At 38.0% G+C, this 12,866-nt stretch carries 9 protein-coding genes; 7 read left to right on the top strand and 2 right to left on the bottom strand.

The window, feature by feature from the left end:
• From ACINWC743_RS09675 to ACINWC743_RS09660, 4 genes are all read left to right on the top strand, one after another.
• The coding region (locus tag ACINWC743_RS09675; RefSeq protein WP_157432065.1) for a beta strand repeat-containing protein at positions 1-3,492 on the top strand (3,492 nt) is incomplete at its 5' end.
• A 111-nt stretch (positions 3,493-3,603) separates the two neighbouring features.
• Positions 3,604-4,200 carry an IMPACT family protein gene (locus ACINWC743_RS09670; RefSeq protein ID WP_009585263.1) on the top strand — a complete coding sequence of 199 codons (597 nt, stop codon included), beginning with the start codon at positions 3,604-3,606 and terminating at the stop codon, positions 4,198-4,200.
• Positions 4,193-4,810 carry an acyltransferase gene (locus tag ACINWC743_RS09665; RefSeq protein WP_009585279.1) on the top strand — a complete coding sequence of 206 codons (618 nt, stop codon included), beginning with the start codon at positions 4,193-4,195 and terminating at the stop codon, positions 4,808-4,810. Before ACINWC743_RS09670 ends, ACINWC743_RS09665 begins: the two co-directional genes overlap by 8 nt.
• Positions 4,811-4,939: 129 nt before the next feature.
• Positions 4,940-5,782: a universal stress protein gene (locus tag ACINWC743_RS09660; RefSeq protein WP_009585264.1), complete on the top strand. Its 843-nt coding sequence runs from the start codon at positions 4,940-4,942 to the stop codon at positions 5,780-5,782.
• Between the two features lie 413 nt (positions 5,783-6,195).
• Here the strand turns inward: ACINWC743_RS09660 and ACINWC743_RS09655 are convergent, their stop codons facing one another.
• On the bottom strand, positions 6,196-6,861 hold the full coding sequence (locus tag ACINWC743_RS09655) for an O-methyltransferase (protein ID WP_009585280.1): 666 nt from the start codon (positions 6,859-6,861) through the stop codon (positions 6,196-6,198).
• Positions 6,862-7,066: 205 nt separating this feature from the next.
• Positions 7,067-8,119 carry a Rieske 2Fe-2S domain-containing protein gene (locus ACINWC743_RS09650; protein WP_035300874.1) on the bottom strand — a complete coding sequence of 351 codons (1,053 nt, stop codon included), beginning with the start codon at positions 8,117-8,119 and terminating at the stop codon, positions 7,067-7,069.
• A gap of 856 nt (positions 8,120-8,975) precedes the next feature.
• Between ACINWC743_RS09650 and ACINWC743_RS09640 the strand changes: the two genes are divergently transcribed.
• The 3 genes from ACINWC743_RS09640 to pstA all read left to right on the top strand — a co-directional run bounded on the left by ACINWC743_RS09640 (position 8,976) and on the right by pstA (position 12,857).
• Positions 8,976-9,983 carry a substrate-binding domain-containing protein gene (locus ACINWC743_RS09640; protein WP_004824544.1) on the top strand — a complete coding sequence of 336 codons (1,008 nt, stop codon included), beginning with the start codon at positions 8,976-8,978 and terminating at the stop codon, positions 9,981-9,983.
• 103 nt (positions 9,984-10,086) lie between these two features.
• Entirely contained in the window at positions 10,087-11,466 is a 1,380-nt protein-coding gene (pstC, locus tag ACINWC743_RS09635; RefSeq protein WP_004824542.1) for a phosphate ABC transporter permease subunit PstC, read from the top strand.
• The gene (gene pstA, locus ACINWC743_RS09630; RefSeq protein ID WP_004824541.1) at positions 11,463-12,857 is read left to right on the top strand and encodes a phosphate ABC transporter permease PstA; all 1,395 of its coding nucleotides are present in this window, start codon (positions 11,463-11,465) and stop codon (positions 12,855-12,857) included. Before pstC ends, pstA begins: the two co-directional genes overlap by 4 nt.
• The last annotated feature ends 9 nt before the right edge of the window (positions 12,858-12,866 follow it).

Below are 12,866 nucleotides of genomic sequence, written 5' to 3'. Positions count from 1 at the left end.
TTGGGTACGACCTTAACGCTGAACTACAGTGAAGCGCTTGATCCATTAAATCCACCAGTTGCAGGCGACTTCGCAGTGACTGCGGATGGTCAAGTGGTTGCGATCACGAATGTATTAGTGGTGGGCAGTAGTGTGGTGTTAACCTTGGGTGCTCCAGTGACAGCAGGTCAAGCGGTGCAAGTAGGTTATACCGATCCAACAGCAGCTAATGATCCGAATGCGATTCAAGACATTGCGGGCAATGATGCAGCAACACTACCACCAACTTCAGTAAGCAATGGTTCGATTGTTCTTCCGCCACTTAATGCTGTAAATGATGAATTTGCATTAAATCTAGGTCAGGAAGTCCGAGTAAACCGTACTGAAGTTGCAGGTTCAGATATCGCAGTTGTTGATATCTTGGGGAATAATGCTACTGGTTTAAATTTCTCAATTCCACAAACACCAGGAAGTGCAGGTAAGGGAGCGACAGGTAATATTTCTGTCACAGTGTCACAACAAGACCTGATTTCGGTCGGTGAGGCTGTTCAGATTGTTATTTATCAGCAAACTAGCAATGGACCAGTGGAAGTTGCACGTGGTACGAGTCAAGGTGGTATTGTCACTGTGGGTGGTATTGGAATCATTGGTGTCGTGAATAGTAACGACTCAATTAAGCTTGATTTCACTAATTTACCTGAGGGTAATTATACGGTTGCAGTTCAGGCTGATGATAGTGCTCTAACAACTTTACTCAAAGACGTTGCGATTACTGACCTTGGTGGCGAAGGAGAAATTCTGGGTGCTTCAAATGCGGCAGCTATCGAGGCAGCAATTAATGCAGTACTTGGTCCATTAGGTGCTCCAGTTCTCGCTTTAGTCAATACAATTTTAATTCCTGTAAATACACTCGGTTTACCGCTTTCAAGTGTCGTTAACCAACTATTAAATGTATTGCCAATTAGCGTAGTTGATTACATTGTTGATGCAGCTGTTGCTCCTCTATTGTCAAACTTATTAACGATTTACGAAAAAACAAATATTAGCGTAACTGGAACTGAAGAGGTTTTTGCAAACTATGCAGTGACAGGTAATGTTTTTGCTGATAATGGAAATGGTCAAGATGTAATTGGTGGTGGTTCAATCACTGAAATAGATGGTGCACCTGTTGCACAAGGTAGTGTTACAATTCAAGGAGAGTATGGAAGTCTTGAAATTAACACACTAACAGGAGTCTTTACTTATACTGTGACAGCTGGAGAATCGGCTGTTGGAAAAACTGAAATATTTGATTATAAGCTGTCTAATGGAGCAACATCTGATACGGCTCAAATCATTATAAATATTGCAGGAACACCAGCAGACCCTGGTGACTTAACACCACCAGATTATGTTGATCAGGTTGTTGCAAATGATGATCTTGCAACTGTTAAAAATTATCAAGAAACCGTGGGTGATGATGTAGGAGTACAAGGAAGAGCTTCTCAATTATTAGGCGTAAATTTACTAGGACTTAATGTTTCTTTAGGCAACACAGTTCCATTTAATTTTGAAGTTGAAGAGAACAGTACTTCTAGTATTAATGTAAATGTGAGTGGAAGCTTTGTAAATGCTGCACTTGGTGGGATTGTTGGCACTTTATTAGGTACCTCTGGTAAGGTATTTAATGCTGTACTTGAGCGTCAATATTTGGATGAGAATGGTGTCGCGCAAAAAGAATATTTTATTGTGCAAGATGCCGTTAAATTGACAGCAACAGGTCTATTGGGAGCCGTATTTACTTATTCTGGTCAGATTAATGTGGATAGTTTGCCGCCAGGTGTTTATACAATTGCATTGCAAGAAAATCCAACGGATGCTGGTTTATTACAACAGATACTAAATCTTTTGGATTCAACTTTATCTGCACAATTGTTCGGCGGTGTCGAGTTGACCATGCAAGCGCAAACCAACAAATATTTGGGTTCAGGCAGCATAGAAGGTAATGTTATTTCAAGTGTAGATGGTGCAGATGAAGTTAATACAACGACATTTGTGACACAAGTCGAAAATGAAATTGGTGGTCCAATTGTGACATTGTCTGGTGCAAATACAGTTGTGGTTGGGGCTTATGGAACATTATATATATCTCCAAATGGACATTATAAATATATAAGCAATGGTGCACCTGAGGACATTGGTAAAGTAGATACCTTCACATATACAATTCGAGATTTTAATGGAACTCAAGCTACTGCCCATTTGAATATTCGTATTGATGGAGATAACTCTGGTGTGGTTTGGGATAATGCAAATCCTCAAAATGATGTGACACTTCCTGCTCCAATAGTGCTTGATAATTCAGATCATGCGGTGATTGGCGCTGTGACAAATATTCATCAAACAGTTACATCGACTCAAGGTGAACTTAAGGTTGCATCGGGTCTGTTTGGTGCTGGTGGAAATGGTACTTATACTCCGACAACATTTAGTATTGCAAATACAGATTCCGCTCATGTGGTTGTAAAAGTAAATATACCTGCACTTTCAATTGGTGTAGCACCACAAATTATCCTTACAATAAAAGATCAAAATGGCGTTACAGTCGGAACAATTACGCAAACACCTGTTCTTACGGTATTAGGTGGAACAGTCACTGTAGATATTCCTAATTTAGGACCAGGAACTTACACAATTACATCATCTGCTTCAGGAAATACTGGTCTGGCATTTAATGCAGCAGTGACAGTCGATCAAAACATTACCCACTATAATGATATTGCTCCAGTTACTGCGGCTCCTATCACAGGTAATATGTTAACTGACGATACCTATAATCATGCTTATGCTAAATTTAGCATAGATACGGGGAATGGTCAGTTTACCGAAGTTGGGTACAACGGTATTACCATACAAGGCGACTATGGCAGTCTATTCGTGAAAAGTGATGGAAGCTATGTTTATACACCTAAGGCTGGGGAAATTGGTCGTCAAGAGGTATTTGATTATAAGCTGACTGTTTTCGGTCAAGATCATATCGCTTCACTTACTGTGACGATTGATGCAATTACGACGGGTGATGCTCTACGTAATACGCTCATTAGTGGTGAGTTGAATGATAGTTTCACTGGTAATGGTGGCTCTGATGTACTTGTTTATCATGTACTTGAAAGTGCAAGTGCAACGGGTGGAAATGGTACGGATCACTGGACAGATTTCCATGCTGGAAATGTGAATACTGATACGAATGCAGATGTCATTGATATCTCTGATTTGCTCATTGGTTTTAACAGTGCAAATATCACCACTGATTTAACAGCATCGGCAAACTATTTGAAAAACTATCTTGGTGTAAGAGTTGATGGTAATAATGTCACACTCACCCTAGATCGTGATGGTGCAGGAACTACCTACACTGGAAAAACTGATTTGCTTCAATTGGATAATTTGGCGCAATCAGGTGCTGCATTTAACGGCAAAACAGAGGATGATATCTTGAAACTCCTGCTTCAAAATCATCAACTTGTTCTCTAATCATCCAGTTGTGCTTAAACCCTAAGTTCGCTTAGGGTTTTTTATTGCCCAATGTTTTTAAAATCCACGTTATAATCAGAACATATTGAGTTTGAATGTTTTATTTTCATTATGGTTTTTACACTTGCATCTGAAACGCTTTTTGAAGAAGAGATCAAAAAAAGTCGATTTCAAGCCATTGCAGCGCCAGTTGAAAATGAACAACAGGTTAAAATGTTTTTAGAAAAGCATTTAGATCCTACAACCACTCATCAGTGCTGGGCATGGAAAATAGGACACAATGTTCGTTTTAATGATGATGGTGAACCTTCAGGTACAGCAGGTCGCCCGATTCTTGCAACCATTGAAGGAAATGATTTAACCAATTCAATTGTATTGGTCAATCGATGGTACGGTGGTATCAAGTTAGGTACAGGTGGCTTGGTTCGTGCTTATGGTGGCTGTGCAGGGCAATGTTTGCTCTCGGCAGAAAAAATAGAACTGATTGAAAAGAAAAAAATATATTTTCAATGTCAATTCAATGAGTGGGCAATATTTCAGTATGAATTAAACACACAACATATTGAATACAATGAACAATATACTGCTGAAGGTGTCGAGGTTGAAGCATTGTTGCAAATACATCAACTCGATCCATTACGTTTAAAAATTCAAGATGTTACACGCGGACGTGAACAGCTTAAATTAATGGATGAAAACAATGACTGAACAAGATCCATTATTAAAATATCGAGAACAGCATAAACACCGTTTAAATTATATGCCTTGGCTATATTATTCACTTAAGCCGAAAAATCGAATTTGGGCTGAACAGTGGCAACAAGAATATCAAACATATTTAATGGAAATGGAAACTGTCGAAATCGGAGAAAATTGCTTTATATCTCCGCTTGCCCATATCTTTGCTGAGCCAGGACGAAAAATTAGTATTGGAGACAATACCTTTATTGCAGCTGATTGTACCTTACATGGTCCTTTAGAAATTGGCAGTGAGGTTGCGATTAATCATCACTGTATTTTAGATGGAGGTCGTGCAGGGATTAAATTAGATGATCAAGTACGAATCGCAGCCTATTGTCATCTCTACGCATTTGATCACGGTATGGCGTTGGACCAACCAATTTATCAACAAGCAGTAAGTTCTAAGGGCATTGAAATTGGTCAGGATGTTTGGTTGGGTGCACATGTCGGCATCAAGGATGGAATTAAAATTGCCTCACATGCTGTAGTGGGTATGAATAGTATGGTAACTAAAAATATTGCTGAACGAGAAATCGTCGCAGGCAATCCAGCGCAATTGATTCGTTACCGTGAATAACCGCACAATTTGTACAAATACATAATTAAATTATGGAATTAATTACATAAAGCTGTCCAATTTTATAGAAACTTATGCTAATTTAAAATCAAATAGACCCAAGGCGATATCGCCAAAGTGAGGTTAAAAATGAATAGAGTAGTTGCTTGTATTGACTCTTCTCCTTGTATTAATGCATTGGCAGAAGCAGCAGCTTGGATTGCTCAGAAAACTGGTCGACAACTGGTTTTATTGCAAGTATTAGACTATTACCCTGCAAGTTATCATTTAGGGGAAATTAGTGGGGTAATCGGTTTTGAAAGTAACGCAATGTTACTCAAAGAGCTTGCAGAACTTGAGCAAAAACAAAGTGAATTAGCACTCGATTATAGTAATAATCTTCTTGAACATATTTCTGAAATGATTCAGGAAAAGTATGGTATTACCCCTGGGCGAATTCAGGCGAAAGGTGATTTTCTTGAGCAAAGCTTTAATGAGTTGACTGAGGATGATATTGCAGTCATTGGTCGAGTTGGCGAGCGTTCAGCTGAAAAAAATAAAATATTAGGAAGTAATGTAGAGAATTTCATTCGTGGTGCTAAAAGTACGGTATTGACAGTAGGTCAAACTTTTAAACCACCAACACGTTTTATATTTGCTTATGAACTTTCTGAAGCATGCCAAAAAATGCTGAAACGTGTAGAAAAAAGTGACTTATTAAAACTTTTACAATGCCATTTACTTTATGTGGGAGATCATCCTGAAATCCTCAATGAACCCGCACAACGGTTAAAAGATGCAGGCTTAGACGTTGTTGTTGAATATCGTTACGGGGATGTTGCTGAAAATATTTTGGATTATCAAAATCAACATCAAATCCAATTAATTGTATTAGGCGCATTTAGCCACAGTAAAATACATCAATTTTTCTTGGGCAGCGTGACAACGACAATTTTTAGGAATTCGGCTGTTCCGTTGTTGGTGACTAAATAATGAGACTGAAAAATGTGATCATGAAATTAGCTTTTTTTGAATATTGATTACATTTTTCTCTATCCAAGTTCCTGTGATTATCAACATAGAAAAAAGCCATAAATCAGAGAATTTATGGCTTTTTTCTATTAAAAAATTTTGAATAAATCTTGCATTTCTAAAAGCAAGTGCTTTTGAAACTGTAATGAATTTAACTGGTTGAAAATTAATCTATCATTAAAATATATTATTTTTCATTGAGTTATTTGGTAATACATAAGTTATCCACAATTCTACAAACAAGTTCAGGGGATAACTTTAAGAAAAAAAATTATGATCTAAATTTTAGTAGAAAATTAGGCAATAAAAAACCACCATTTTGAACTGGCGGTCTTTTGTCATTACATCTGTATTTCAGCAGGGTATTTGAATATTTATTTGACGATCGCAATTGCAAATCCATCATGCCCTTTACTGCCTACTGTTTGTAAAGCTGTGCATGATAAAATTTGGGGGTGATTCTGCATCGCTTTATACATATCTCGAATGCCTTCAATGCTTGGTTTAATGTTATTTGGATCAAGAATATCTCCTGCGCGGATCACATTATCCAAAACAATCACTGTACCTGAATGTGATCGTTTTAAGCTTAATTCTAAATATTCAGGATAACTTTGTTTATCTGCATCGACAAAAATAAAGTCAAAAGGTGCGGTATCTTCAGGCAAAGCCTTTAAAATATCAGCAGCACGCCCACACTTTAATTCAACAGTTTGTATAAGTTTTGCGAGGTCAATATTTTCTTGACCTAAAGCTGCATGCGTATCACGTCCTTCAATTGTTAAAATATAACCATCTTCAGGTAAGGCACGCGCTAACCACATGGTGCTATATGCTGCAAAAGTTCCTAACTCTAAAACACGTTTACATTTGTTCATTTGAATCAGCATTTGCAACAGCATGCCTTGATTTGCAGCAACAGCGAGATGGTCTGGAAAGCCTTTATCCGCAGTATTTTTTAATGTTTGTGTGAGGATCGGATCTTCAGGAATTAAATGTGATTCGATATAAGCATCGATGTCTGACCACATTTGTTGCATGTTCTATCACCTCATTGGATCTGTGTTAGATGCATTTTAATCGTTTAAAAGAAGAGTGCAATTTTAATAAAAGCTTTTGGATTAAATTTAAGCATTCTCAATCGTCGTTATCGTTAAATCGAGAAATGAAGGATCGTGAAACCTACTTATATAAAGTTAAAAGAAGTCATCAAGACCTCTTTCTTAAAGTTAATATTTAATTGAGCTAGGCAGCGAGTATTTGACTAAATCCAGCTTTTCTAAGCAGCTTTCTATACATGCTTGAGCTGCGATCAGCAGGAAAGTGTGCTTCCATGGACAGGTCTAAAGGTAAATATTCTGGTTTCTGCGTTTCAACAATCAAGCGGTCTTCTTCAAAAATCTTAAGGTTGTATTCATAGGCTTCTTCTATGGGTAAATCTTTATCGTAGTTACGACAAATTGGGGCAAATAATCGTGTGCTTCGTGCCGTCATTGGTGAGGCAGCATTCATGATGACTTGTTTGCAATCATTGGGAAAATGTATTGTGAGCGTTGCTGTAAATGGTAAATGAACCTCAAAATGACGTAACCATTGAAACCCTTCTTGTCCGAATTGATCTAAGCCAATTGGATAACGTCCAACATGACTAAGATAATCAGCACTGAAGCCATAATGGGTTTCTTGAGTTGTATAGTCAGCTACCTCAGGATGCTCTGGATCTCCAAATGTATCAGCATGAACCCAAGCAAAATGAGCGACGTCAATAAATCCTTCCAATTGTCTACCCGCAAAACACTTTAAATCAATCCAAGGGCAAACCAATTGTTGATATTCTGCTTGATCCCAATAAGGCATATCGGGAATATTTGGGCTATCTTGTTCATCTGCCAATAAACAGCACCAGATTAATCCATATCGTTCAATGGTTGGATAAGTTCTCAAGTGAAAACGATCAGATATTTTATGGTTTGGATGGGCAGGAATTCGATTGCATTTACCTTTCTCACCAAAGCGTAAACCATGATAACGACAAACAACCCCTTGACCATCATGTGTACCAAGACTTAACGGTACGCCTCGATGTGGGCAGGCATCCTTTGCAACAATAATCTCATGATTAAATTTGTAGATGACCAAAGGCATATCCAATAACATGGTAGCTTGAGGTTGTTCTGATATATCACGTGCTAAAGCAATTGGATACCAATACTGTGCCAATAACAACCAATCCTGTTGCGAAAAAGTCATATGGACAGGAAATTCGGAATGAAACAAGTATTCTGTGCGACTATTCATATACAAATCTTCTGTTTAGAATTGATTTGAATATAAAAGAATCCAGTGTTCTTAGAAATTTCAATTATTGCGATCAATATTTGCAAAAATTAGAACAGTACAGTAGATCAAGTTAAAAACAATCAGTTGTTCAAAAATATGCTAGTTGTAATAGGTTTTTAACATTTGGGTAAAATTGAAGAAAAAAGAACTTAATACAATGAGAGCAATAGAAAAGCTACTACAAAAGAAAATTAATTTTTGATAAGTATGTGCACAACTATTCATTAAAGGTAAATAATAGACATGGTACATTGAACGTAATGTTTGCATGGTTAAGATAAACAAGCTGATAAAACTAAAGCTACTCACTATGTTTTGAACGATAAAATATTGACTAATTTGTGACAATAATATGAAGATAATCAAACAGCTCATATAGATAATGAAGGTGATCATACTTGCCGAAGCGACCATTTTCAGAAAAGTCTCATGCCATTCTTTTCGGTTTAATGAAGTCATTTTAGTTGCTCTTTTTTTTATTAATTTTAAACCTTATCACATTAAAAATTAAGCTCACTGCGACATGAAATGTCGCGGTATCAATAGGGGGATAATAGAAGTTTTGTGACATTCACATGAAATATTACAATTTGAAGGGCATTATTCTAAATTTATAAAAATAAAATACAGTTTATTACATATTGAATTTTAAAGATTTTTAATAAAATCAAATGCGAATCATCAATTATCATAAAAGCGTCATAAAGCTGTAACTTATTTGTCATATTTTAAAATCAAAATGCAGTTATCCGAAAAGTACAACACAAAAAGAAGTGGCGTACTTCAAATTGCAGTTTATTTAAGAGAGAAAAGAATGCGCATTAACCATATCGCACTTGCATTAGCAGTTTCAGGGGCAGCAGTGGCAGCAAACGCTCGTGATACCATCCAAATCGCTGGTTCTTCTACTGTACTTCCTTATGCAAGTATTGTTGCTGAAGAATTTGGTAATACTTTCCCTCAATTTAAAGCACCTGTAGTGGGTTCAGGCGGTAGTTCTGCTGGTCTTAAACAGTTCTGTTCTGGTGTTGGCGATAATACAATCGATATCGCGAATGCTTCTCGTAAAATCAAAGATACTGAAATTGCAGCTTGTAAAAAAGCAGGCGTAAATAAAATCCAAGAAATTAAAATTGGTTATGATGGTATCGTTTTTGCATCAAATGCAAGCAAAGCAGCTTATAAGTTACGTCCACAACACGTATTTGCAGCTTTAGCAGCTGAATTACCATCAAATGGTAAATTGGTACCAAATCCGTATACACGTTGGAACCAAATTGATAAATCTCTTCCAAACGAACCCATTACTTTAGTGGTTCCAGCATCTAACCACGGTACTCGTGAAGTATTCCAAGAGAAAATGGTTGAAGCAGGTTGTGAAAGCTACGATTACTTCAAAAAGTTAGATAAAGATGCTCAGAAAAAAGCATGTTCTGCTTTCCGTAAAGACGGTAAAGTGATCGAAATCGCGGGTGACTATACTGAAACTCTAGCACGTTTAAAAACATCTCCAAGTGCAGTAGGTGTATTTGGTTTAGGTTTCTATGACCAAAACAAAGATAAATTACGTGTTGCGACAGTAAACAATGTAGTCCCTTCAGAACAAACTGTTCTTAATGGTACTTACCCAGTATCGCGTCCTTTATACTTTTATGTTAAAGGTGAACACTTACAATCTATCAAAGGCTTAAAAGAATATACTGAATACTTCTTAAACAAAAAAGTATCTGGTAAAGGTTCTAAATTAGACAAAGCTGGCTTGATCTCATTGTCTGACTCTGAGCGTGCAAAAGTACTTGCTGGTTTCAAAGCTGGTAAATAATAAAACCGTAATCATGGAGCTGATGGTGGGAGACTACCATCGGCTTTCATTGCTAAGCAGAGTTTTTTCAAATAATTAAGATTGAAAAAACGGTGGAGAATACATGAATCTGCTACTCATTGGCGTGTTATTAGCTTTAATTGCTATCGCATATCAAATTGGGCTACGAAAAAGCCGAAGCCTAGCAGGTAAGGGAAATAACACTGCAGTTTTACATTCACGTCCAGGCTATTATGGTTCTTTGGTGGCGTTGTGGTGTGGAATCCCAGCTTTTTTAATTTTAATTGTTTGGAATTTGGTAGAACCGAGTGTTTTGCAACATTTAATTCTAAAGAATGTTCCAGCAAATGTTGCTGCATCTCTTGATACAGCTGGAGTAGATGTACTTGTAGATCGCATCAAGGCAATTGCTTCTGGTTTTGGTGTAACAGATACGCCTGCAGCCTATGAAGTAGCCGCTGCAGAACAATTAGCAAAGTTTGAAAGAATCAGTTCTTTTGCCAAATTTGCTGTTGTGGTCTGTGCAGCAATCTTGGGATTAGTGTGGGCAAGAAAAAGAATTAGCCAACAATTCCGTGCACGTAATGAAGTTGAAAAAACCATTAACGTAGTTTTGATTTTATGTTCTGGCGTTGCAATTCTTACTACAGTAGGAATCGTGATGTCGATGTTCAGCGAAGCGATGCACTTTTTCCATTTTGTCAGTCCAATTGACTTCTTCTTTGGTACAGAGTGGAATCCAGGTTTTAGCACTTCAGGAAATGCTGAAGGTAGTTATGGTTTACTGCCATTACTATGGGGAACACTCATGGTCAGTGGTATTGCTTTATTGGTTGCTGTTCCATTGGGTTTAATGATTGCAATTTATCTCGCTGAGTATGCATCACCTAGATTCCGTTCATGGGCTAAACCAACGATTGAGGTTTTGGCAGGTATCCCAACCATCGTTTATGGTGTATTTGCCATGATGGTGATCGGTCCAATCTTTAAATCAATTGGTGATTCAATTGGTATTGAAGTCAATGCAACCAGCGCACTTACTGCTGGTTTTGCAATGGGAATCATGATTATCCCATTTGTATCTTCACTTTCTGATGACATTATCACTCAAGTCCCTAGATCATTACGTGATGGTTCTTTGGGTTTGGGAGCGACCAAGTCTGAAACAATACGCCAAGTGGTACTTCCTGCGGCTTTGCCGGGGATTACTGGCGCATTCTTGCTTGCTGTATCACGTGCTATTGGTGAAACCATGATTGTTGTACTTGCGGCCGGAAACAGTCCTTTACTACATATCAATCCACTTGAAGCTGTTTCTACGGTAACCGTAACGATTGTAAAACAGTTAACTGGCGATACTGACTTTGCAAGCCCACAGGCATTGGTTGCCTTTGCATTGGGTCTGACGCTATTCACTATTACATTGTGTCTAAACATTGTCGCACTTTACATTGTGCGTAAATACCGTGAGCAATACGAATGAGTACATCAAATACATCTCCAGTGGATCAAAATGTATTTGATCCTCAAGTTGCCGCAGAACTACGTGAAAAGCGTAAAGCTAAAATCGCAAGTTCATTATCAAAACGTCATCGTAAAGAAAAGACATTCCGTTTTGTTGGCTTTTCTGCCGTGATTATGGGACTGGCATTTGTCGCGATTTTGTTTGGAAGTATCTTATACAAGGGGCTTCCTGCATTTTGGCAAGCAAGTATGACCGTACCTGTCTATTTTGATCCAACTGTGATTGATGCGGGTCCAAAACCAACACAAAAAGTCGGCGAGTCTCCAGCTGTGTTTCAAGAGCGCTATGTAGACTGGCAAACTAAAATGGGTATGGTGGATTGGGATGCTTTGATTGTAAACGGCATTATTTCTAAAGATCCATCACTTGAAAGTCGTCGTGATGACCTTTCTAGCCTTTATACCAGCTCTGAAGCATATCGTATTCGTGATATGGTGTTTAAAGATCCATCTTTAGTGGGTAAAAAAGTTGAATTAAATTTCCTTGCAGACGCAAACATTGATGTTTGGTTAGCAGGACATATCGATCGTTCATTACCAGATGATCAGCAACAGTTAAGCCCTGAAGTACGTAAGCTTTCAGATGATTTGGCTGCGAAAGGCATTATCAATCGTACGTTCAACACGCAAATGTTTACCAACCCAGATTCACGTAGTTCACCAGCAACGGCTGGTTTGGCGGGTGCATTCATGGGTTCATTATTCATGATGTTGATTGTGATTGTGATTTCTATTCCATTGGGTGTTGCAAGTGCGATTTACCTAGAGGAATTTGCACCAAAGAACTTTATTACAGACATTATTGAAGTCAACATCAATAACCTTGCAGCAGTTCCATCGATTGTATTTGGTCTGCTGGGTGCAGCGATCTTTATTGGTTGGATGCATCTGCCTATATCAGCACCGCTGGTCGGTGGTTTGGTGCTCAGTTTAATGACTTTACCAACGGTCATTATTACTACACGTGCTTCACTTAAAGCAGTGCCCCCATCAATTCGCCAAGCGGCACTTGGTATAGGCGCTTCGCGTTTGCAAACCGTATTTCATCATGTACTTCCTTTGGCATTACCAGGAATTATGACAGGTGCGATTATTGGTATTGCTCATGCACTGGGTGAAACAGCACCGTTGCTGTTAATTGGTATGAGTGCATTCGTTGCGAATATTCCAGTATCTCCACTCGATCAATCTACAGCTTTACCTGTTCAAGTTTACTTATGGCAAGGTAATGAATTGCGTAACTTCTTTGAAGGTCGTACAGCTGCTGCAATCATTGTGTTATTGGCACTAATGGTGGGTTTAAACAGCTTTGCAATTTGGTTACGTAAGAAATTTGAAGTTCGTTGGTAAAAGAGGGCA

The organism is Acinetobacter sp. WC-743 (genome assembly GCF_000335555.1).
Classification (GTDB): Bacteria; Pseudomonadota; Gammaproteobacteria; order Pseudomonadales; family Moraxellaceae; genus Acinetobacter; species Acinetobacter bereziniae.
Note: the sequence above shows the minus strand (reverse complement) of the source record. Positions and strands in the feature narration are given on the sequence as shown.

Bases quoted from the DNA above. Each gene is read 5' to 3' on its own strand.
- ACINWC743_RS09670 (WP_009585263.1), top strand. From the start codon at position 3,604: ATGGTTTTTACACTTGCATCTGAAACGCTTTTTGAAGAAGAGATCAAA.
- ACINWC743_RS09665 (WP_009585279.1), top strand. From the start codon at position 4,193: ATGACTGAACAAGATCCATTATTAAAATATCGAGAACAGCATAAACAC.
- ACINWC743_RS09660 (WP_009585264.1), top strand. From the start codon at position 4,940: ATGAATAGAGTAGTTGCTTGTATTGACTCTTCTCCTTGTATTAATGCA.
- ACINWC743_RS09655 (WP_009585280.1), bottom strand. From the start codon at position 6,861: ATGCAACAAATGTGGTCAGACATCGATGCTTATATCGAATCACATTTA.
- ACINWC743_RS09650 (WP_035300874.1), bottom strand. From the start codon at position 8,119: ATGAATAGTCGCACAGAATACTTGTTTCATTCCGAATTTCCTGTCCAT.
- ACINWC743_RS09640 (WP_004824544.1), top strand. From the start codon at position 8,976: ATGCGCATTAACCATATCGCACTTGCATTAGCAGTTTCAGGGGCAGCA.
- pstC (WP_004824542.1), top strand. From the start codon at position 10,087: ATGAATCTGCTACTCATTGGCGTGTTATTAGCTTTAATTGCTATCGCA.
- pstA (WP_004824541.1), top strand. From the start codon at position 11,463: ATGAGTACATCAAATACATCTCCAGTGGATCAAAATGTATTTGATCCT.